Source organism: Erwinia sp. 9145 (assembly GCF_000745075.1).
Taxonomy (GTDB): Bacteria; Pseudomonadota; Gammaproteobacteria; order Enterobacterales; family Enterobacteriaceae; genus Erwinia; species Erwinia oleae.
Map to the genome: position 1 here is coordinate 2261117 of NZ_JQNE01000001.1, position 21397 is coordinate 2282513.

27 protein-coding genes and 1 tRNA gene are annotated in these 21397 nt (G+C 53.6%); 15 read left to right on the plus strand and 13 right to left on the minus strand.

Going from position 1 to position 21397, the window contains the following annotated elements; genetic code table 11:
* Positions 1–2 precede the first annotated feature (2 nt).
* The 8 genes from fliM to FA91_RS11010 all read left to right on the plus strand — a co-directional run bounded on the left by fliM (position 3) and on the right by FA91_RS11010 (position 6790).
* On the plus strand, positions 3–1010 hold the full coding sequence (gene fliM / locus FA91_RS10975; protein ID WP_034915677.1) for a flagellar motor switch protein FliM: 1008 nt from the start codon (positions 3–5) through the stop codon (positions 1008–1010).
* Positions 1003–1404, plus strand: coding sequence for a flagellar motor switch protein FliN (fliN, locus tag FA91_RS10980; RefSeq protein WP_034915679.1), 402 nt, complete (start codon positions 1003–1005; stop codon positions 1402–1404). The genes fliM and fliN overlap by 8 nt, the downstream gene beginning before the upstream one ends.
* Positions 1404–1805, plus strand: coding sequence for a flagellar biosynthetic protein FliO (fliO, locus tag FA91_RS10985; RefSeq protein ID WP_034915681.1), 402 nt, complete (start codon positions 1404–1406; stop codon positions 1803–1805). Before fliN ends, fliO begins: the two co-directional genes overlap by 1 nt.
* Positions 1805–2539, plus strand: a complete 735-nt coding sequence (gene fliP, locus FA91_RS10990) for a flagellar type III secretion system pore protein FliP (protein WP_034915684.1) — start codon at positions 1805–1807, stop codon at positions 2537–2539. Before fliO ends, fliP begins: the two co-directional genes overlap by 1 nt.
* Positions 2540–2578: 39 nt before the next feature.
* The gene (gene fliQ / locus FA91_RS10995) at positions 2579–2848 is read left to right on the plus strand and encodes a flagellar biosynthesis protein FliQ (protein WP_034915686.1); all 270 of its coding nucleotides are present in this window, start codon (positions 2579–2581) and stop codon (positions 2846–2848) included.
* Positions 2848–3633 (plus strand): flagellar biosynthetic protein FliR, encoded by a 786-nt coding sequence (gene fliR / locus FA91_RS11000; RefSeq protein WP_034915688.1) that lies wholly within the window; start codon positions 2848–2850, stop codon positions 3631–3633. The genes fliQ and fliR overlap by 1 nt, the downstream gene beginning before the upstream one ends.
* Before the next feature lie 651 nt (positions 3634–4284).
* On the plus strand, positions 4285–4920 hold the full coding sequence (gene rcsA / locus FA91_RS11005) for a transcriptional regulator RcsA (RefSeq protein ID WP_034915689.1): 636 nt from the start codon (positions 4285–4287) through the stop codon (positions 4918–4920).
* A 163-nt stretch (positions 4921–5083) separates the two neighbouring features.
* Positions 5084–6790 (plus strand): methyl-accepting chemotaxis protein, encoded by a 1707-nt coding sequence (locus FA91_RS11010; protein WP_034919225.1) that lies wholly within the window; start codon positions 5084–5086, stop codon positions 6788–6790.
* 46 nt (positions 6791–6836) lie between these two features.
* On the opposite strand, the gene dsrB is transcribed toward FA91_RS11010, so the two are convergent.
* Together dsrB and FA91_RS20510 are read right to left on the minus strand one after the other, a co-directional pair.
* On the minus strand, positions 6837–7031 hold the full coding sequence (gene dsrB / locus FA91_RS11015) for a protein DsrB (protein WP_034915690.1): 195 nt from the start codon (positions 7029–7031) through the stop codon (positions 6837–6839).
* Positions 7032–7094: 63 nt separating this feature from the next.
* Complete coding sequence (locus FA91_RS20510; protein ID WP_034915692.1) at positions 7095–7253, minus strand: YqaE/Pmp3 family membrane protein; 159 nt, start codon at positions 7251–7253, stop codon at positions 7095–7097.
* Between the two features lie 602 nt (positions 7254–7855).
* Here FA91_RS20510 and FA91_RS11025 point away from each other — a divergent pair.
* Positions 7856–8662: a mannosyl-3-phosphoglycerate phosphatase-related protein gene (locus FA91_RS11025; protein WP_034915695.1), complete on the plus strand. Its 807-nt coding sequence runs from the start codon at positions 7856–7858 to the stop codon at positions 8660–8662.
* 39 nt (positions 8663–8701) lie between these two features.
* A complete protein-coding gene (locus tag FA91_RS11030) occupies positions 8702–9922 on the plus strand; it encodes a glycosyl transferase (RefSeq protein WP_034915697.1) in 1221 nt (406 codons plus the stop codon).
* A 66-nt stretch (positions 9923–9988) separates the two neighbouring features.
* On the opposite strand, the gene FA91_RS21450 is transcribed toward FA91_RS11030, so the two are convergent.
* Genes FA91_RS21450 through FA91_RS11040 form a run of 3 tightly spaced genes read right to left on the minus strand, consistent with a single transcriptional unit; the run spans position 9989 to position 11357 of the window.
* On the minus strand, positions 9989–10120 hold the full coding sequence (locus tag FA91_RS21450) for a hypothetical protein (RefSeq protein ID WP_255350083.1): 132 nt from the start codon (positions 10118–10120) through the stop codon (positions 9989–9991).
* 38 nt (positions 10121–10158) lie between these two features.
* A complete protein-coding gene (locus FA91_RS11035; protein ID WP_034915700.1) occupies positions 10159–11070 on the minus strand; it encodes a DUF808 family protein in 912 nt (303 codons plus the stop codon).
* Between the two features lie 11 nt (positions 11071–11081).
* Entirely contained in the window at positions 11082–11357 is a 276-nt protein-coding gene (locus FA91_RS11040) for a hypothetical protein (RefSeq protein ID WP_034915703.1), read from the minus strand.
* A 167-nt stretch (positions 11358–11524) separates the two neighbouring features.
* On the opposite strand from FA91_RS11040, the gene yedA reads away from it, so the two are divergent.
* Positions 11525–12433, plus strand: a complete 909-nt coding sequence (gene yedA / locus FA91_RS11045) for a drug/metabolite exporter YedA (protein WP_034915706.1) — start codon at positions 11525–11527, stop codon at positions 12431–12433.
* A 68-nt stretch (positions 12434–12501) separates the two neighbouring features.
* Here the strand turns inward: yedA and vsr are convergent, their stop codons facing one another.
* The 3 genes from vsr to FA91_RS11060 form a co-directional block, all read right to left on the minus strand.
* Positions 12502–12969 (minus strand): DNA mismatch endonuclease Vsr, encoded by a 468-nt coding sequence (gene vsr, locus FA91_RS11050; RefSeq protein WP_034915709.1) that lies wholly within the window; start codon positions 12967–12969, stop codon positions 12502–12504.
* A gap of 85 nt (positions 12970–13054) precedes the next feature.
* Positions 13055–13570, minus strand: a complete 516-nt coding sequence (locus FA91_RS11055) for a GNAT family N-acetyltransferase (RefSeq protein WP_034915711.1) — start codon at positions 13568–13570, stop codon at positions 13055–13057.
* Positions 13571–13635: 65 nt separating this feature from the next.
* A complete protein-coding gene (locus FA91_RS11060; RefSeq protein WP_034915712.1) occupies positions 13636–15021 on the minus strand; it encodes a DNA cytosine methyltransferase in 1386 nt (461 codons plus the stop codon).
* 155 nt (positions 15022–15176) lie between these two features.
* Between FA91_RS11060 and FA91_RS11065 the strand changes: the two genes are divergently transcribed.
* Positions 15177–15833: an epoxyqueuosine reductase QueH gene (locus FA91_RS11065; RefSeq protein ID WP_034915713.1), complete on the plus strand. Its 657-nt coding sequence runs from the start codon at positions 15177–15179 to the stop codon at positions 15831–15833.
* Positions 15834–15907: 74 nt separating this feature from the next.
* Here the strand turns inward: FA91_RS11065 and FA91_RS11070 are convergent, their stop codons facing one another.
* A complete protein-coding gene (locus FA91_RS11070) occupies positions 15908–16156 on the minus strand; it encodes a TraY domain-containing protein (protein WP_034915715.1) in 249 nt (82 codons plus the stop codon).
* A gap of 72 nt (positions 16157–16228) precedes the next feature.
* Positions 16229–16933, minus strand: coding sequence for a phosphohydrolase (locus tag FA91_RS11075; RefSeq protein ID WP_034915717.1), 705 nt, complete (start codon positions 16931–16933; stop codon positions 16229–16231).
* Between the two features lie 577 nt (positions 16934–17510).
* On the opposite strand from FA91_RS11075, the gene FA91_RS11080 reads away from it, so the two are divergent.
* The 3 genes from FA91_RS11080 (at position 17511) to FA91_RS11090 (ending at position 19192) form a co-directional block, all read left to right on the plus strand.
* Positions 17511–18176, plus strand: a complete 666-nt coding sequence (locus tag FA91_RS11080) for a hypothetical protein (RefSeq protein ID WP_034915720.1) — start codon at positions 17511–17513, stop codon at positions 18174–18176.
* A 50-nt stretch (positions 18177–18226) separates the two neighbouring features.
* On the plus strand, positions 18227–19015 hold the full coding sequence (gene mtfA, locus FA91_RS11085) for a DgsA anti-repressor MtfA (RefSeq protein ID WP_034915722.1): 789 nt from the start codon (positions 18227–18229) through the stop codon (positions 19013–19015).
* Positions 19016–19116: 101 nt separating this feature from the next.
* A tRNA-Asn gene (locus FA91_RS11090) sits at positions 19117–19192 on the plus strand.
* Between the two features lie 90 nt (positions 19193–19282).
* Here FA91_RS11090 and FA91_RS11095 read toward each other — a convergent pair.
* The 3 genes from FA91_RS11095 to FA91_RS11105 are packed head-to-tail and all read right to left on the minus strand — an operon-like array spanning position 19283 to position 21256.
* A complete protein-coding gene (locus tag FA91_RS11095; RefSeq protein WP_034915724.1) occupies positions 19283–20572 on the minus strand; it encodes an anaerobic sulfatase maturase in 1290 nt (429 codons plus the stop codon).
* Between the two features lies 1 nt (position 20573).
* A complete protein-coding gene (locus FA91_RS11100) occupies positions 20574–20915 on the minus strand; it encodes a DUF202 domain-containing protein (RefSeq protein ID WP_034915725.1) in 342 nt (113 codons plus the stop codon).
* Positions 20912–21256, minus strand: coding sequence for a DUF202 domain-containing protein (locus FA91_RS11105; protein ID WP_034915726.1), 345 nt, complete (start codon positions 21254–21256; stop codon positions 20912–20914). The genes FA91_RS11100 and FA91_RS11105 overlap by 4 nt, the downstream gene beginning before the upstream one ends.
* Positions 21257–21397: the final 141 nt, after the last annotated feature.

Genomic DNA, 21397 nt, shown 5'->3' on the forward strand with positions numbered 1-21397 from the left:
ACATGGGCGACAGCATTCTTTCTCAGGCGGAAATTGACGCGCTGCTCAATGGCGACAGCGACAGCGCGGCAGAAGAGAACGTCAACAACGCTGGCGATGGTGATATTCGTCCTTACGATCCCAATACCCAGCGTCGCATGGTTCGCGAACGTTTACAGGCGCTGGAGATCATTAACGAACGTTTTGCACGCTCGTATCGTATGGCACTGTTTAATCTGCTGCGCCGCAGCCCGGATATCACCGTCGGCGCAATCAAGATCCAGCCATACCATGAGTTTGCGCGCAACCTGCCGGTGCCAACCAACCTGAACCTGATTCAGCTTAAGCCGCTGCGCGGGACGGCACTGGTGGTATTTTCGCCAAGCCTGGTGTTTATTGCTGTTGATAACCTGTTTGGTGGCGACGGTCGTTTTCCGACCAAAGTGGAAGGCCGCGAGTTCACCGCCACCGAGCAACGTGTGATCCGTCGCATGCTCAAACTGGCGCTTGAAGGCTATAGTGAAGCATGGAAGCCTATCTATCCGATTGAAGTGGAATATGTTCGCTCGGAAATGCAGGTGAAGTTTACCAACATCACCACTTCCCCGAACGATATCGTGATCACCACGCCGTTCCACGTTGAGATCGGCAACCTGGTAGGCGAATTTACTATCTGCATTCCGTTCGCCATGATCGAACCGCTGCGTGAAACGCTGGTCAACCCGCCGCTGGAGAACTCGCGTCAGGAAGATCATCAGTGGCGCGAGACGCTGGTTAAGCAGGTTCAGCACTCCGAACTGGAGCTGGTTGCTAACTTTGCCGACGTGTCGATGCGCATTTCACGCCTGCTGGCGCTGAAGCCTGGCGATGTATTACCGATTGATAAACCGGATCGCATTATCGCGCACGTTGATGGCGTCCCGGTATTAACCAGCCAGTACGGTACCCTGAACGGACAGTACGCGCTGCGCGTTGAACATCTGATTAACCCGATTTTGCACTCGATGAATGAGGAACAGCCCGATGAGTGATACCAATAAGCCGTCCGAAGACGACATCTCCGCGGACGACCTGTGGGCTGACGCGATGAATGAGCAGGCCAGCACCACCCCAACGGAAAGCGTCTTTAAAAGCTTTGAAAGCAATGACGTTGCCGGTTCGCTCCAGGATATCGATCTGATTATGGATATCCCGGTCAAGCTGACCGTTGAATTGGGCCGTACCAAAATGACCATTAAAGAGCTGCTGCGCCTGACGCAGGGTTCCGTGGTCGCGCTGGAAGGTCTGGCGGGCGAGCCGCTGGATATTCTCATCAACGGCTACCTGATCGCGCAGGGCGAAGTGGTGGTGGTTGCTGATAAATACGGCGTGCGTATTACCGATATCATTACGCCGTCTGAACGTATGCGTCGTCTGAGCCGCTAATGAACGAAAAAACAACCCAGGTACAGCATCAGCCGGTTGGTCAGCCGGCCATCTCTACCGGTTCGATGCTGACGCAGGTCAGCACCGTTCTGGCCGTGATTATTCTGTTGATCCTCGCCTGCGCGTGGCTGGCGAAGCGCTTTGGCTTTGCGCCTAAACGCGGCGTCCGTGGGCAGAAAAGCCTTTCGGTCAGCGCAAGCTGTCAGGTAGGACAGCGCGAGCGCGTGGTAATTGTCAACGTGGAAAATGCTCGCCTGGTTCTCGGCGTAACCAGCCAGCAGATTACCCATCTGCACACGCTGCCGCCCGCCCCGGAAGAAGAAAATGTGGAACCTCCGGCTGCTCCGGCAGACTTCCGTCAGGTTTTGCAGACGTTAATCAAACGCCCCGGAAAGCCATAATGAAACGCACTCTGTCTCTGCTGGCGCTGCTTTTACTGCTGGCGCCGGGCGCTCACGCGCAGCTTCCTGGCCTGATTAGTCAACCAATGTCTAACGGCGGACAGAGCTGGTCCTTGCCGGTGCAGACGCTGGTTTTTATTACCTCGTTGACTTTTCTTCCGGCCATTTTGCTGATGATGACCAGCTTTACCCGCATCATTATCGTATTTGGTTTGCTGCGCAACGCGCTTGGTACGCCCTCTGCGCCGCCTAACCAGGTTCTGCTTGGCCTGGCGCTGTTCCTGACATTCTTCATTATGGGCCCGGTGTTCGACAAGATTTACGATGAAGCCTACCTGCCGTTCAGCCAGGACAAAATCAGCATGCAGGTGGCGATTGATAAAGGCGCTCAGCCGCTGCGTGAGTTTATGCTGCGTCAGACGCGTGAAGCCGACCTGGCACTTTTCGCCCGCCTCGCCAACACGCCGCCGTTGCAGGGACCGGAAGCCGTGCCGATGCGTATTCTTCTGCCCGCTTACGTTACCAGCGAGCTGAAAACAGCCTTCCAGATTGGTTTTACCGTTTTCATTCCGTTTCTGATTATTGACCTGGTCGTTGCCAGCGTACTGATGGCGCTGGGGATGATGATGGTGCCACCGGCGACCATTTCGCTGCCCTTTAAGCTGATGCTTTTTGTTCTGGTGGATGGCTGGCAATTGCTGGTGGGATCGCTGGCGCAGAGCTTTTATTCGTAACGTCCGGCGAACCCGGCCTTTAGGTCTTTTGGAGTCACTATGACACCTGAATCGGTGATGGTTATTGGTCACGATGCCATGCAGGTTGCGCTGGCCCTGGCCGCCCCTCTGCTGTTGGCCGCGCTGCTCAGCGGTCTGGTTATCAGCCTGCTTCAGGCGGCAACGCAGATTAATGAACAAACGTTGTCGTTCATTCCTAAAATTCTGGCCGTTGTGACCACTATCGTGGTGGCAGGCCCGTGGATGCTGAATCTGGTGCTGGACTATATGCGCACCCTGTTTAGCAATCTGCCTTATATGATCGGTTAATGATTACCTTCGACAGCAGTCAGCTCATTGCGTGGACCAGCCAGCTTTTCTGGCCGCTGGCCCGCGTGCTGGCATTGATCATGACCGCGCCGCTGCTCAGCGAAAAAGCCATCAGCCGAAAAGTGAAGCTGGGGCTGGGCGTGATGATCACCTGGGTATTAATCCCCTCGCTGCCGCCGGTAAATATGACGCTGTTCTCAGTTGGCGGCTTCTGGCTGCTGATTCAGCAAATTCTTATAGGCATCGCGATAGGTTTTACGATGCAATTCGCTTTCGCTGCGGTACGGACTGCCGGAGAAGTGATTGGTTTGCAAATGGGGTTGTCCTTCGCCACCTTCTTTGATCCTGCCAGCCGCCTGAATATGCCAGTGCTGGCTCGCTTTATGGATTTGCTGGTCATGCTGCTGTTTTTAACCTTCAACGGCCATCTCTGGCTGATTTCGATGGTCGCCGACAGTTTTCATACCCTGCCTATCGGCGGCGAACCCGTTAACGCAAACGCGTTTATGGCGCTGACGAAAGCGGCAAGTCTGATTTTCCTTAATGGCCTGCGATTAGCGCTGCCGTTGATTACTCTGCTGCTCACGCTTAACCTGGCCCTGGGTTTGTTAAACCGCGTTGCACCTCAGCTCTCTGTTTTCGCCATTGGCTTTCCCGTTACCTTATCATTGGGCATTGTTTTCCTGAGCCTGATGATGCCCCTCATAGCGCCTTTCAGTGAACATTTGTTCAGTGAGGTGTTCGATCTACTCTCCTCTATTTTGTCTGAAATGCCAGGTAAGTAATCTTAACTATTTCCTGGTAATGAGATAAGCATTGTTAAGCGTTGAAAATGTATAGCTGCATTTTCCGATCCATATTTATCAGAATTTCATTAAGGAAATTCTGATAAGAAGAGTGCGCCAGTGAAAATAATTCTTATCAAGCCGGATATGACGTATTTTATGAAGGGTAAAATGTGTATCATTGCGCGGTACGGAGTCGCACCGCTTCCATCAACCTGCTGATTTTTAATAACTTTTTTAATTATTCAGGCTTTGATGCATTGATGACTATGCAAAAGATGATGTCAACGCTTTTTTCACAGGCATTCATTCGAAAAATGAATGTTTTTTAGGATTCGTCCTATCAGAATTTTCTGCGATCTGCGCGATAGTGTCGTGGATCACAAAAATGACTTTCAACACTGTACATTGATAATTTAGTCAGAGAACCCATAAAAAATGAGCAATTTCAGTAACCTGGTTAACTGAGAAACGCTTTGCTTTAAAACAGATGGGCAGGATGAATGCGGCTTATCAACCGCCTTTGACAGTTTAAGAAAGAAATAATAATGAGATCACCATTCAGCATTTAATTAGTACTACACAGTTACTACACAAACGCGTAATTCATCGTTGATTTAAACGGATAACAATTTGGTGAGGGTCACTATTATGCCAACGATTATAATGGATTCATGCAACTACACACGGCTTGGGCTCATGGACTATATGTCAGTTAAAGGGGTGAAAAAGAAAAATATTACCTCCGTTAGCGACATTGAACAGCTACAAACAAAATGTCAGCAGCTTCAGCCGGGCGTGGTTTTTATTAATGAAGATTGTTTCATTCATGAAGCTGACGCCAGCCAGCGCATCAGAACCATTATCATGCACCACCCTGATACACTGTTTTTTATTTTTATGGCTATTTCTAATATTCATTTCGAGGAGTATCTGTACGTTCGTAAGAACCTGATTATTACCTCAAAAGCGATTAAGCCTGCAACACTGGATAGTTTATTACTGGCGTATTTTCAGAAAAATAATAATATATCTTCACGCTACTCAGCCAGCAGTGAGATTCATCCTTTGACGCTCAGTCAGACTGAATCAAACATGCTTAAAATGTGGATGTCTGGCCACGATACCATACAGATATCGGATAAAATGCAAATTAAGGCCAAGACGGTTTCTTCCCATAAAGGCAATATTAAGCGTAAAATCAAAACACACAACAAGCAGGTTATTTACCATGTGGTCCGCCTGACCGATAACGTGACCAGCGGTATCTACGTCAACGTCAGGTGACAGTGACCCGAAAGCCGGCGCCAGCCGGCTTTTTTTTGCTCTTCTTTCTCATTATGTTATCTGGATCTCATTTCCCGTCTCACCCTTTTTCCTTCTCTGCCGATGTTCTTAAGCGACTTCTACAACACCTCGCATTGATCATCCTTACAGAGAGCAAATGGACATGAAATCATTACAGCTTAGTGCCGAACCGAATGGGATTAGCTTCTGGCAACATCTGCGCCTCGTTCCCTTATTTACCGTTATCCTTGGCGGCATTCTCTTGTTATTCGCCTTGTGTATCGGCCTCGCCAGCTACTTTCTGACCCACAGTAATCAGTCATTGAAGGATGTTACCGAAGAGATTCAGGTACGCATGGCGGTTTCTAACAGTTCTAATAACCTGCGTACCGCCCGACTCAACATTATCCAGGCAGGTGCGTCAGCGCGCATTGGCGAAATGGACGCTTTCGAAGCCGCCATGAAGCAGACGGACAAACGTATCCGGCAGGCCAGCGACAGCTTCACCAGCTATCTCAATCGTCGGGTGAAAACGCCTGCCGATGCGGCCATGGATGACGATCTGAAAACACGCTTTGAGGCCTATCTGAATCAGGGGCTGCTGCCGATGGTTAAGGCCGCGAAAGACGGCAGCTTTGAAGGGGTGATTTCGCAGGAGACCGAGACCACACGCAAGCTGGACGATGCTTATAACGCCATCCTGCTGAAAGCCATTCAAATCCGCACTGCACGCGCCAGCGCGATCAACGCCGAAGCGCAGCGGGAGACACGTCTGAGCTTTATTATGATGGCCTGCGCCTTTGCCGCCGCGCTGCTGCTCACCCTGACCACCTTCATCTTCCTGCGTCGGGTGGTGATTACGCCACTGCATCAGGCGGTAGAGCGTATAGAGCGGATATCGCAGGGCGATCTCACTGCACCGATACAGCAGTGGGGGCGCGGCGAGATCGGCATGCTGGGCAGTAATTTGCAAATTATGCAGCAGTCGCTGGTTCAGACGGTTGGCGTGGTTCGCGAAGGGGCGGTGGCTATTTACCAGGGCTCCAGCGAGATCACCGCAGGTAATACCGATCTCTCGTCGCGTACCGAACAACAGGCCGCCGCGCTTGAGCAGACGGCCGCCAGCATGGAGCAACTGACCGCCACGGTGAAACAGAACGCCGAGAATGCGCATCACGCCAGCCAACTGGCCGCAGATGCGTCAGGCAAAGCGCATCAGGGCGGCAGTATTGTCTCCGGCGTGATCGCTACCATGAACAACATTTCCGGCAGCTCGAAGAAAATTGCCGAAATCACCACCGTGATCAACAGCATTGCATTTCAGACCAACATTCTGGCACTTAATGCGGCGGTAGAAGCGGCCAGAGCGGGCGAGCAGGGTCGCGGTTTTGCCGTGGTGGCGAGCGAGGTACGTAATCTGGCGCAGCGCAGCGCCGGTGCGGCAAAAGAGATTGAGGGGTTGATTGCCGAGTCGGTGTCACTTATCGATAAAGGTTCCTCTGAGGTGAGCCATGCCGGCGAAACCATGACCGATATTGTCGGCGCCGTAGGCCGGGTAACGGATATCATGGCGGAGATCGCCGCCGCCTCGGATGAGCAGAGTCGCGGCATTCAGCAGGTCAGCGTAGCCGTTACCGAAATGGATAACGTCACGCAGCAGAACGCCTCGCTGGTTGAAGAAGCGACGGCCGCCGCCTCGTCGCTGGAAGAACAGGCTTCGCGTCTGACTCAGGCCGTTGCAGCCTTTCAACTCCGCGAGAGCGCATCGCGCGCCGCCGCGTCGGTGGTGCCAGCCCCGACAACGTTGAAGACGCCTGCCCTGCCCGCTCGCCCTGCGCTGGCGGAAGGCAATAACTGGGAAACGTTTTGAGTCAATGCAGCATGCAGCGGCGAAAGCCGCTGCACGTCAGAAACCGTTATCCTGCCGGATGCGGTTCGACAAAAATGCCATCGGTATGGCCAACTTCGTTAAAGAACCAGATCCCCATTGGATAGTCTTCCAGCGAAACAAGAAACATCGTCCCTTCGCTGAACTCTTCCACCGCCAGCACTTTGCCCGGACGCCGTTCGCCGCCATCCGTTTTAACCGTAACGTGATCGTTGACCTTCATCGCATTCCCTCCCGTGTGTGCGCTAAGTTTATCTGAAATTCCTGCACGGCGCAGCGCGAGCGGTTAACGGCGCGCGATGACCCAGACGGCGTGCACGATGCCGGGAATGTAGCCACAAATCGTCAACAGAATATTAAGCCAGAAGGCGCCGCCAAAGCCGACCTGCATGAAAACGCCCAAAGGCGGCAGAAGAATGGCAATAACAATGCGTAAAAAATCCATAAACGATCCTTTTTTAAAAGAGTAGCTCTTATAATTGATTGATAAGCTTAGCCGTTTATCACCGCTTTGCCTTACCTCTAACGTAAAGCATCGTAATCCTCTTTTTCACTTTCTTAACGTTTCCTGACGAGATTTATAACAGCGTAAAATCTTACACTTCTTTCACTGCTCCACCCAAAGGCGCAGACGTAACAAGGATTTTGCCCGCGCAGCGCGGGCTTTTTTTTTGCCCGTTAAAAATAAAAAAACCCGGCCAGTGGCCGGGTATGAAAGTTCATAAATAAAATTCGTTACACAGGAAATTCTTAGACAAACAAAGCGTAGCGCAACTCAAGACTAAGACAAGTCTTAAGTTCAACGCTTATCTCCCTGACTTTGCAGCCTGTTTTTAAACCACTCCCTCGTGATGCCAGTGCTGACGCCGCCTGCTAAAACGCAAACTTGTTTCCTGGGTGATTATCAGCCCGCTATCTTTTGAGAAAATTCCTGGTTTTCCCTGCACCGTTCCCTTTTCGGCGGGTAAAGAAGCCTCTACCAAAGAGCAGTAAGTCTATACTCCATGATAATGCAGCACTTTTGCCGCACAGATGAGGAATGCCAATATGCCAACGGTGCAGGATCCTTTAATGATAGTGACCGACCTGGATGGTTCACTGCTTGATCATCACACTTACGGCTGGGAGCCTGCTCAATCATGGCTCGACAGGCTGAATGCCGCCGACGTGCCAGTCGTGATCTGTTCCAGCAAGACGGCTGCGGAGATCGTGCCGCTTCAGCAGGCGCTGGGCATTTCCGGCGCGCCCTGGATTGGCGAAAACGGCGCGGTAGTTAACGGCGGCGATGTCAGCGAGGTGCCGCCGCTCATCCCTGATGGCAAGGACTATCCCGCCATTTGCCAAACCCTGGCGCAGTTACGCAATCAGCAGGGCTTCAAATTCATTGGTTTTGCCGACGTCACGGAAAAAGAAGTTTCGGAGTGGACGGGCCTGACGCCGGCCGATGCGGCGCTGGCGAAAGATCGTCAGGGTTCAGAGAGCATCATCTGGCGTGACAGCCAGGAGAACTTTGATCGTTTTCAGCAGGCGCTGAAAGAACAACGCCTGGCGCTGATTCAGGGCGGGCGCTTCTGGCACGTGATGAATGAAGGCAGCGGCAAAGCCACGGCGCTGGCGTGGCTGCTGAAGCATATCCCCTCGCGCGCCGGGCAGCCCTGGATTACGTTAGGGCTGGGCGACGGGCCGAATGATGCGCCCATGCTGGACAGCACGGATTATGCCGTTGTCATTAAAGGCTATAACAACACGCCCGTTACGCTTTCACGTCGCGATGAAGCGCGGATCTACCGCTGCGCGCTTTATGGCCCCGAAGGCTGGAGCGAAGGCCTGACCTGGTTTTTAGCGCAGGAGTAGCGCTTTTTTTCGCAAGATAATTCGATTAAGGGGAATGTAATGAGTGATTTTTTTCAGAATGGCGTGATAACAAATTTCCATAATTTAACCGGACGTTCCGTTGAAACGCTTGAGGAAGATCTGGTTCGCTTCTCTGAAAAGCGCAAAATGGCGTTGATCCTTCCCTCGCTCTTCTCCGAACTGGAAGGCCCGGCGCTCGGTAAAATTGTCGATGAACTGGCGAAGGTGCCCTATCTCGAAGAGATTGTGATTGGTCTCGATCGTGCCGACCGCGAACAGTTTTTATTCGCGCGGGAGTTCTTTTCGCGGCTGCCGCAGCGTCACCGTATCCTGTGGAACGACGGCCCGAGACTGAAAGCACTGGACGCCGAGCTGGATAAAGAGGGACTGTCGCCTTCTCAACCGGGTAAAGGCCGCAACGTCTGGTTCTGCACTGGCTACACGCTGGCATCAGACCGCTCCTCCTGCGTGGCGCTGCACGACTGCGATATCGTCACCTATGAGCGAGGCATGCTGGCGCGACTGCTCTACCCGCTGGCCAACCCTGCGTTTCAGTATGAGTTCTGTAAGGGATTCTACGCTCGCGTCGCCGACGGCAAACTGAATGGCCGCGTAGGCCGATTGCTGGTTGGGCCGCTGCTGCGTTCGCTACAAAAGGTTTACGGGCACTCGGAGTATCTCGACTACCTGAGCAGCTTCCGCTATCCGCTGTCGGGCGAATTTGCCATGCGCACCCACGTGCTCAACGGCATCAAGCTGCCGGGCGACTGGGGACTGGAGATCGGCGTGTTATCGGAAATTTATCGTAACTACACCACGCGACAGAGCTGTCAGGTGGAGATCGCCGATAACTACGACCACAAACATCAACCGCTCTCCGAAGAGGACGGCACGGGCGGATTGCGCCGGATGAGCAACGATATCGTGCAGTCACTGCTGCGTAAGATGGCAACCATGGGTGTGAATATCACCAGCGACTCTTTCCGCGTGCTGAAGGCCACCTATTATCGTAACGCGCTCGATATGATGGAAACCTACAGCCATGAGGCGACGATGAACGGCCTGAAGTTCGATCAGCATGCCGAAGAGGCAGCGGTTGAAATGTTTACTCAGGCGATCCTTGATGCAGGCCAGTCGTTTATCGAGCGCCCGAACGAAAAGCCGTTTATACCGAGCTGGAGCCGCGTGCAGTCTGCGTTTCCGGATATCCTGCAACGCATCTATAAAGCCGTAGAAGAGGATAACGAAGGGAACGTGTAACGTTTCCGGCGACGGCGAAACGTAAAAAAAGCGGGTGAATTCACCCGCTTTTTGTTTGCGCCCTGGTCAGATTTTACAGCCTTCGCAGTCCGCTTCGTCACTGAGATCCTGCGGCACTTCGCGGGCTTTCTCTTCTGCTCTGGCTTCTGCCTGCTCTAACTGAGCATCAATATCAAATTCGAAAATATCGTCTTCCATCGTCACTCCTGCGTAGTCTGAATGCACATCGTCTGCTTTTATACTGATTTACCCCGCACTTTGGCAATCAGATTGACCACCAACAGCACAATCGCACCCACTATCAGCCCCGCCACCAGGTTTGCCAGGTTGACGATAATCGAGCCGCTGACGCCGCCATACCCCGCCGTGAAATGCTCAATTGCATGGTGAAGGGCAGGCACACCGTGAACAACAATACCGCCGCCGACCAGAAACATCGCCAGCGTGCCGACCACCGACAGAATCTTCATCATCCACGGCGCCATCGCCAGCAGCGCGCCGCCGATGCTTTTCGCTACCGCAGAAGATTTTTCCTGCAACCACATGCCTAAATCGTCAATTTTAACAATGCCGGCCACGATGCCATAGACCCCCACGGTCACCAGGATCGCGATGCCGGAAAGGATCAGCACCTGGTTGAGCAGCGGCGCCTCGGCAACAATCCCCAGGGTAATGGCCACGATTTCAGCGGAGAGAATAAAATCGGTACGCACCGCGCCCTTGATTTTTTTCTTCTCGAATTCCGCCGCATTCTCCTTGCCCAGGCTTTGTAGCCGCTTTTCGCGCGCCTCCGGCGTTTTCTCTGATTTGTCCTTGTGGACGCTGTGCAGCACCTTTTCCATGCCTTCATAGCAAAGGTAAGCGCCGCCAATCATCAACAGCGGCGTAATCGCCCACGGCGCCAGCGCGCTGATCACCAGCGCCAGCGGCACCAGGATCAGCTTGTTAATAAACGAACCTTTTGCCACGCCCCACACTACCGGCAGTTCACGGTTGGCTTTCACTCCGCTTACCTGCTGCGCGTTCAGCGAAAGATCGTCTCCCAGCACACCTGCGGTTTTTTTTGCCGCAATCTTTCCCATTACCGAAATATCATCCAGCAGCGTGGTGATATCATCTAACAGCGTCAGTAAGCTACTTCCGGCCAAAATGCGTTTCCTTATTCCAGTTCATTATGCTGACAGCAGGGACAAACCTGCACTTCAACCACAGCCATATCGGCAATACCGTCACACTCCCATTCCACTCTCACCGGCTGACCCTGCGCTTCGGTATGATGCAGAAATTTACTGACCGGACTTTCGGTCATGCCTGTAATCTCTTCGGTTACCACCCGTTTCTCACCCACGTAAACATGCGCCGTCGCCTGCGCATTCACCATGCGTTCGCCGCTGAGTTTATAGAGCCGTTTTACCGTGAGTTTGATACTGTTCATGGTTCACCGTGAGAATGTTAACAAATGCGATCTTCATCAATTATGCACCAGCCACGTCGTTTATGGGATCACAATCCTTAGCCAGCGAAAAAATCCGCTTTTTCATTTGGTTGTGAGGCGGGTTTGAGGTTAAGTTAACGCAACGTTAATTAAAAAATAAGTGAATTATGTTACGCCGCGCCTCCTCTCTGCCCACCCTTATTGCCGCGCTGTTTGCCCTCTACTTTATTTGGGGTTCAACCTATTTTGTGATTCGCCTCGGCGTGGAGAGCTGGCCGCCTATGTTGCTGGCCGGGCTGCGTTTTTTAATGGCGGGTATAGTCCTGATGACTTTTTTGCTGCTGCGCGGTGAGAAATTGCCCTCCTGGCGCGCGGCCGGGAATGCGGCGCTGGTCGGCATTATGCTGCTGGCCGTCGGCAACGGCGCGGTAACGGTGGCCGAGCATCAAAACGTGCCGTCCGGCATTGCGGCCGTGATGGTGGCAACCGTGCCGCTGTTCGCCATGTGCTTCAGCCGCCTGTTTGGCATCCAGACCCGCTGGATTGAGTGGGTCGGAATCGCCGTCGGCCTGGTCGGCATTATTTTACTGAACAGCGGCGGCCATTTAGGCGGCAATCCCTGGGGGGCCGTGATGATTCTGATTGGTTCGCTTAGTTGGGCATTCGGTTCAGTATGGGGATCGCGCATTACGCTGCCGTCGGGCATGATGGCGGGTGCGGTCGAAATGCTGACGGCGGGCGCAGTGCTGCTTGTCGCCAGCGCGTTAAGCGGTGAAAAGCTGACGGCGGCGCCTACCTTGCAGGGCTTTCTTGCTCTGGGCTACCTGAGCCTGTTTGGTTCCGTTATCGCTATTAACGCCTATATGTATCTGATCCGCAACGTCACGCCCGCCATTGCCACCAGCTATGCCTACGTGAATCCGGTGGTGGCGGTGCTGCTCGGCATCAGCTTTGGCGGTGAGAGCCTGACGTCCCGCGAGTGGCTGGCGCTCGGCGTCATTATTCTGGCGGTGGTGCTGGTGACGCTGGGGAAATACCTGTTCCCTGCACCGCCTGACGTTAAACCCTGTCAGTGAGGGAGCCATGCGCAGCCTCGTCCGCTGACATGGAGCGGGGATGAAAATTTGCAGCTTCAGCAACAGCGCTACGACTGGTGGATGCCTTTTACATTAATCTCCGCGTTGCCGCTGCCGGCAAATATCCACTCTTCGAGGCGTGAACTCAGCGCCTCGTTGTCCAGCTTCATCTTTCCGCGTAACGCGCATTCCCAGACAATCAGCACCCGCCAGCCTGCGGCGGTGAGTTCGCCGGTAAAACGTTGATCACGCGCGACGTTGCCGGCAATTTTTTCCATCCAGAACGTGGTGCGCGTCGCCGGCACTTTAAACAGATGGCAGTCATGGTGATGCCAGAAACAGCCGTGGACAAAAACAATAGCCTGATGCTGGCGCAGAACAAAGTCAGGACGGCCGGGCAGCGTTTTATCCTGCACCTCATAGCTCAGCCCCAGCTCGGCCAGCAGCGTTGCCAGCCGGTTTTCAATCGCCGTATCGCGGGTGCGAATGGCGCGCATATTTTTACTGCGGATTTCAGAAGAGTGTACGTCAGCCATAATATTGTCCGTGTACGCCAGCACGTTTAATCGTCGTGATCTGTCGAAGAGACAGGACACCGGAATATTTTCCCAAACGTAATCTCTATGGCGCAGCCAGCGTTGAATATGGCGAGTGAAGCGCCATCAGCAGCACGTCTTCATATCTGCCGTGACGTAACGCCGCGCCGCGCTTCAGCCCCTCTTCGGTAAAACCAAACTTTCGGTAAAGGCTAATCGCTTTTTCATTGTCGCTAAAGACTTCCAGTTCGATTTTTCTTGCGCCCAGCCAGTCAAAAGAATAACGGATTGCCTGGCGCATTAACTCAGATCCCACCCCTTTCCCGGAGAAATCCGTATCGACACCAAGACCCAAGCTGACGACATGTTTCAGACGAGAATTAGCATTCGTGAAAATCGTGACTTCGCCTGCCACAATGCCATCCAGCATGGCAACAAAACCATATTTCCCCTGTCTGGCATAGGCAGATAGTTTCTCTTTCCAGCTATCAAGCGAAGGATAAGGGAGTTGCAGCGTATTTTCCTGAACCTCTTTTTTACCAAAAATTCGCTGATAATCTTTCGCATCATCTTGCTCTGTACTACGAATGGTTATGCTCATCCCCTTCTCCTGTTTACTAAAATCGGTAATGGTCGCGGATACATGGCGAAGGCTTGCTTGGTGCATTACGCGCGCATCTTCACCGCCTGCTTAATCCACGGGAGCAGCAGCGTTGCCACTGCGGCAAAAGCGGGCACCACCACCGAATTGCCGAACTGGCGATAGGCCTGTGTATCAGAAACCGGCTGACGGAAGCGCGGCCCGCCAGGTTGTTCAAAACCCATCAGGCGAGCGCATTCACGCGGCGTCAGGCGACGCGGGCGGCGCTGCTGATTGGCTTCATCGTCAAAATCACGTTCTCCCAGCGCACGATCCCAACCGCGATCGATCAGAATTTCCGAGCCATCCTTGTGATAGCGCGCGGAGAGCGTACGCACCACGCCGTTTTCAAGCAGAGGATCAACTAACCCGTAGCCAAATCCGTTGCCTTTGGCCTGGTGTTTTTTAGCGTACTGGTAAAGGTATTTCCACAGCGTGGGCGTGAGGATATATTTCGCGTCCACCGCCGGTTCCAGCAGTTCGCGCAACGGCGTACGGCGCGCGGGGTAGTGGCTGGCAAGCGCGCGCAGGCTGAAGGCGGGCAGTTGCAGATCCCGCCGAAACCCCACCAGCACGATGCGCTCCCGATGCTGGGGTAAAAAATGTTTGCCATCGATGATTTTAGGATCGCTGGCGCCGCTGGCCTCCGCGTCAGCCACGTCATAGCCCAGCTCGTCCAGCGTCTCCATGATGATACGGAACGTCTTCCCTTTATCATGACTCTTCAGATTCTTAACGTTTTCCAGCACAAAAATGGCCGGTCGCCTGGCGGTGATAATGCGCGCCACGTCAAAAAACAGCGTACCCTGCGCCTCGCACTCAAACCCGTGCGCGCGGCCCAGCGCATTTTTCTTTGAGACGCCCGCCAGAGAAAATGGCTGGCAGGGAAAGCCCGCCAGCAGAACGTCATGTTCCGGGATGGTGCGCACGATATGTTCGCTGGCCTGCGCCGGAGTGACCGCCGGGTTGCCGCTCAGGGTAACGTCGCGAATATCCTGATTGAAAGTGTGCCGTTCAGGATCGCAATACCAGTTCGCTTTATAGGTGCGCACGGCATATTTATTCCACTCGCTGGTAAAAACGCACTCGCCGCCCGCTGCCTCAAAACCGCTGCGCAGGCCGCCGATACCGGCAAAGAGATCGATAAAGCGAAAGGCATAATCAGGGTGATGCGGCGGCGGCGAAGGGAGAAGCTGCCTGAGTTGGGCGATCTCCGCTTCATTGAGCGCCGCTTGCGAACCTTTACCGCTGAGCCAGCGGTTCAGCCCGTCGCGCGTCCATGCGCGATTGCCGAGCGTGGCCAGTACGGTTTTGATGTCGTAAATGTCCAGCACCTGGCGCATCAGCTGACGATCCTGCTCCCACTTCTCCGCCTGAGGCTCTTTCGCCGTCACGTTCTCACGCTCGCTCATGATTGTCCGGTTATCAGAAAAAACGGCGGTCAGTTTATCACTTACTCTGCGCGATGCCAGGCACACGGGCTATTTTTGCCGCCGCCACGCCGTGACATTGCGCGCCACGCCGCCTAAACTGGCGCTTATCAGAAAAAAAAGGAGCCCCTGCCGCCATGCAAGACATTAATCGCCCCCCGCTTCAGTTGCCAAACGGCGCAAAAAAACTGCTTCTGCACTCCTGCTGCGCACCCTGCTCCGGCGAGGTGATGGAAGCCATTCAGGCCGCTGGCATCGATTACACCATTTTCTTCTATAACCCGAATATTCATCCGCAAAAAGAGTATTTGCTGCGTAAAGAGGAGAACATCCGCTTTGCGGAGAAGCACGGCGTTCCGTTTGTCGATGCCGACTACGATACCGATAACTGGTTTTCGCGAGCGAAGGGCATGGAGTGGGAGCCGGAGCGCGGCGCGCGCTGCACCATGTGTTTCGACATGCGCTTTGAACGCACCGCGCTTTATGCGCACGAGCACGGTTTCCAGGCGATTTCCAGTTCGCTCGGCATTTCACGCTGGAAGAATATGCAACAGATCAACGACTGCGGCGTGCGTGCGGCAGCACCCTATCCCGATATGGTTTACTGGGAGTATAACTGGCGTAAAAAAGGCGGTTCAGCGCGAATGATTGAAATAAGCAAGCGTGAGCGCTTTTATCAGCAGGAGTACTGCGGCTGTGTTTACTCATTGCGCGACAGCAATCTCCACCGTAAAAACCAGGGCCGGCCGCTGATCAAGCTCGGCGTACTTTACTATGGCGATGAAGAGCAGTAGCAGCGGCTTGCCTCAGCCAGTTTGTGCTCTGAGACAATAAAGCCCCTGGCTGGCAGGGGCTCCGATGAGCATCGTTACTTCTTCTTTTTTGTCTTTTTCAGCAGCGCGCGCACTTTTTTGATTTCGTCGAGGCTCAGCGGCGCATCCACGTCTTCGATGACGCCCTGATTGTCTACCGCCGGATGTTGAAAGGTGTTCAGGCTGTCCTGCAAACGCTGGCTGACTTCCTGGCTGAGTGTAATCTGGTTTTCAAGGGCAAAGGATTTGAGCATTTCCTTTAAAGCAGGATCGATCTTAATGGTTAAGCTCACGGTATCGTTCATGGCTGATTCTCCTGAAGAATTCACCGATACCGTAGCCCAAAGCGCCTTCATAACCTATACAGTCACAAAAATTTAATATTTCTCATTGATGGCGCTGAACTCACGCAGCACCTCTTCATCCAACGAGCAAAAGTCCCCTTTCAGTTCAGCGCACAGCTTGGCCATATAGGTCACCAGAAAGCTGGCGTTGTGTTCTGCCATCTGCCTGCCCTCTGCGGTTTGCATGGTTTGCGGCAGCGTGAGCAGCTTTTTCTGGAAGTGATCGAGCGCCCATTCGGTGTCATTCAGCGGCCTGGCGCGGCCAAGCGGATCAACACTGTCGAACATCGGTCGCCCCAGGGCGCCGGAGACGTAAAAGACGCGAGCCAGACCAATGGCGCCCAGCGACTCCAGGCGGTCGGCATCCTGCACAATTTTGGCTTCCAGCGTTTCGGCCGCCACACCTGCGCTGAAGCTGTGCGCATGCACCGCATGGGCGACAGCATCAAATTTCTCTTGCGGAAAGTCCGGGAAGACGGTGAGAAGAATACGCCGCGTTTCCGCCGCTGCCTGAGCTGACGCAAGATGACGTTCCGGATGGTTCTTCGGCAGGTTTACAACGTCGTGAAAATAGCAGGCGGTCAGCACCACCAGTTCATCGACATCATGTGCCGCCATAATGCGCTGCGCCGTTTGCCAGACGCGACGCAAATGCGCCACATCGTGCGCTTTGTCGTCCTGCGGCCAGGTTTCATGGAGCCAGTTCTCAAACCGCGATTGCCAGTGAATTAATGTCACCGCTTCCTCCTTGCTGATTTAGCCCGTGGGCCGTTTTATACCAGGCTGAACCGCAGCGAATAACCTGCTGAATCAGGCCGGTAAAATGGGATCCATGTCATGTTTATAGCGCTAATTTTCAGGATTTCACACTATTTTTCACTATTTAAGCATTTCGCTATTCAGAAAAAGTAATTGGTTTTCAGGTAAATGATTAAACCCGGATAGCGGAAAGATTGAAACGAATGTGCTGCTGATTGAGCGATATTGAGGTAGAATTGGGCCTGTGCCATATCGGGGCCGGGGCGCGCTGAGTCCTGTAAACCACACTGCTATGCCTGGTGTAAGGGACTGTAAAGAAAACAGATGTCAGAAAGATGACAGGCGAGTGGCGCCTCAGGACGTGCCTGGCCGTCGTAAAGCTAAGCATGATAACGCAATCGTTTACGTTTCTTGTTTTTTTCGTTGCATATTTAAAAGCACAGCTAATGTATATAATAAATTGTTCCCGCTGACGCGCCTCCCGGCGCTAACGTTCAGACATGCTCATATGATGTTTTTCATTACGGCGTCAGCGTGTCAGCAACCGAGGTGAATTATGAAAGAACGCCCGATTTTATTTAGCGATCAGCGGGTGCGTGCGCTGCTTTCAGGGCAGCAGACTCAAACCCGTCGTATCATGAAATCTCAGCTTATGGGTCCGGGACAGGACAATCATGAAGGCTGTTATGGCATTGACGTTATCAATAATCACCTTCAGGGTAATCGGGTTATGGGGATGGAAAACTTAAGTTATCATTGCCCGTATGGACAGCCGGGCGACAGATTATGGGTACGCGAAACGTGGCGCGGCCCGATTATCGACGCCAATGAGGTGAGCGATTACGAACGCTCGCCAACGCGGTTTAAAAACCCGCGCTATTGTCAGTATCGAGCCGACACCAGTCACTTTGTCGATCGGGCGGATCAGGAAGATCAGTCGGGATGGCAGGCGGGCATTCATATGCCGCGTTGGGCAAGCCGCATCGATCTGGAAATAGTCCGTATTCGCGTCGAAAAGATTCAGGACATCAGTGAAGATGATGTGATGGCGGAAGGCGTGCAGACCGACTCCCATTTTTTGAATAACTTTTTTACCATGCATAATGAGCCTGTTTCCGCGAAGGACGCTTATCGCAAGCAGTGGGCGCTGCAATATGGCGGTACCAGTTGGGAAGTGAATCCGTGGGTATGGGTAATTGATTTTACCCGCGTCGACGCATAAAACGCGCCTGCGGCGCAGGTTAACCTCACCCTGTAAAACTGAGCGGCAACATGATCAAATGGCCCTGGAAAACCCGTGAATCCGCTCCTTCCGCGCTGCCCTGGTCGGAAGCGCTCATGCTGCCCGTGCTGAGCGGGCTTAGTGAGGAAGAGCGGCGCTCTCTTATCCAGCTTGCCGAACGTTTTCTGCAACAGAAAAGCCTGGTGCCGTTACAGAACCTCCAGCTTGATGCATTAAAACGCGCGCGGCTGGCGCTGCTCTTTTGCCTGCCGGTGATGCAGCTGGGCTTTGAATGGCTGGATGGCTTCCACGAGGTGCTGATCTACCCTTCGCCTTTTATCGTTGATGATGAGTGGGAAGATGAATTTGGCCTGATACATGCCGGGCGCGCCGTTCATGCCGGGCAGAGCTGGCAGCAAGGGCCGATCGTGCTGAACTGGCTGGACGTACAGGACTCTTTCGATCTCTCCGGTTTTAACCTTATCGTCCATGAAGTAGCTCATAAACTGGATTCTCGCGGCGGTTACGCCAACGGCGTACCGCCGATTGCCCTGCGTGACGTTGCGGGCTGGGAGCAGGATCTGCACGGCGCAATGGCGCAAATTCAGGAAGAAATTGATTTAGTGGGCGAAAATGCAGCCAGCATTGATGCCTATGCGGCAACGGACCCGGCAGAGTGTTTTGCGGTACTGTCAGAGTATTTTTTTAGCGCACCGGCGCTTTTTAAAGCCCGTTTTGCCACGCTTTATCAGCGCTTCACGCAGTTTTATCAGCAAGACCCCTGTCAGCGTTTATCTGATGGCGATCCGGCCGTGACTGCTGCGGAAACTGATTACTAAAACGTCGGGTTGTTTTAATCGTAGTCAATTGAAAGCCTGACGCTTTTTTGCTGTTGACAGTGCTCTGCGCCCTCGCTAATATGCGCCCCATCGAAACCGATTCCTCTGTAGTTCAGTCGGTAGAACGGCGGACTGTTAATCCGTATGTCACTGGTTCGAGTCCAGTCAGAGGAGCCAAATTTAAGAAGCCTGCTCACCCGAGCGGGCTTTTTTTGTCATCACAACGGCCCTGAATAAGTTTTCAGAACCAGGCCTGTTCATTCCCGGTTAACCGCAGCATTTCTTAAATTTCTTACCGCTCCCACAGGAACAGGGCGCATTCCGGCCTGTTTCTTTCCCTGCCTTACGCTTCTCAACCGCCAGCCATTGCATAATCGCAGGCACCGGATAACCCTGATTGAGCATCTCTCGCCATGCGTTCATCACCGGCGTGATGTGCTGAAAAAAATGTTGATAGCCCGCGCAAAGATAGCTGTGGCCGGGATGACCGGAGGGCGACACGGCGAAGCGATGTTTCGGGCAGCCGCCGTGGCAAACAAAACGGTAATCGCAACAGCGACATTCGGCAGTTAACGTTTTGCGTTTCGCTTCGCCAAAGGCCATCGCCCGTTCGCTGTTATTCAGCGACTGAATGCTGTGCTGATGAATATTGCCCAGCAGGTGTTCCGGGTAGACAAAATGATCGCAATTATAGAGATCGCCGTTTGACTCCAGCGCAAACGCATGTCCGCAGGTTTCGGCATGAACGCAGAGAACAGGCGGCTGCCCCATCCAGGCCGCCAGCGCGACGGCAAACATCTGTACGTAGACGTTGTCCACGTCGCGCCGTACCCAGATATCAAAAATCTGGCTGAGAAACTGGCCATATTGCCATGACGGCACGGTCCACGGCGCCAGCGTCGCGGCGCTCTCACCGGGCATCACCAGGTTCAACGTGCTGGTCACGTCACTACTCATCCGTTCCACCAGCGGGATGAACTGGATATAGCGCGAACCGGCCGCCAGAAGAAATTCATACACTTCCCGCGCATGATCCACGTTATGTCTGCCGATCACCGTTAACGTGTTGAACTCAACCCTGTGGGCTTTCAGCAATGCCAGCGCGGCCATGACCTGGTCATGCGTCCCCTTCCCGGCGCGATTGACGCGATACTGGTTATGCAGATGCGCCGGGCCGTCGATCGACAGTCCCACCAGGAACCCGTGTTCCGCAAAGAAGCGGGCCCACTCATCATTTAACAGCAGGCCGTTGGTTTGCAGAGCATGTTCTGTTTTTTTGCCGTTAGCGTATTTATCACACAGCGCAATGACCCGTCGAAAAAACGGCAATCCCATCATGGTGGGCTCGCCGCCCTGCCAGGCGAAATTAACGCAATCGCTGCTTTGTGCCGCGATATGCTGGCGAATGAACGCTTCGAGCGTCTCATCTGACATGCGCCAGTTGTTATGACGCTCAGGGTACAACGCCTCCTTTTCAAGATAGAAACAGTAGGTGCAATCAATATTGCAGACCGATCCGCCCGGTTTCGCCATTACGTGGCAACCCGCTAACGCCATGTCAGCCCTCTCCTTTCATTAAATTGAGCAATGCTGGCAGCGCAAATGACAGCGACACCAGACAAAGCGCTGCGCTGATCAATCCTTTAGCCAGCGCCGATGAGAGCGTCGACAGGTCTGTTCGATTGATAAGGGTTTGCTGGCGACGATAAGAGATAGCCATCATCAGCAACAGGATGATGCCAGCACCACTGAGTGCGCCGGAGACAATATCACCACGGGAAAGCGCCACGCGAACCGCCGCCAGAGAGAAAATCAGTACGGTGAAAACGGTTCTTTGCCAGGCCAGCGCGGTGCGTTCCGGTTGCAATCCCGCATCGCCGGGGCGAACGTTTTTGCTCATAACAGCATCAACGCGGCCAGCGTCAGTAAAATCCCCGTTGCCAGACCGCCGCTCAGCCAGACAAGTATGTGCGGTAAGGTCAGTTCGGCGTCATTACGCATGGCGCGTTCATTGAGCACCCAACGTCGCCAGGCATACCAGGCCAGCAGCGCTGCCGTGATGCCCAGTGCGGCAACCAGCCCTTCACGCAGTTGGGACGGCGCCAGATCGGGCGCAAGCTGATCGATGCCAATGGCGGCGGCCATAAACGCCAGCGCGGTGCGGATCCAGGCAAGAAACGTCCGCTCATTCGCCAGTGAGAAACGATAATCCGGCGATTTTCCCTGCGTTCGCCAGCTCACTGGCTTTCTTCTGTAATGGGCGGGCAGCCGTTGATAAGCTGCCCTGCTGAACTGAACGCTCTCCCTGTTTTCATCAACGTCTCCTTTTCCCTGTGATCAACGCGTCACTGCAACAGCAGATAGCTGCTTCTGATCACGATA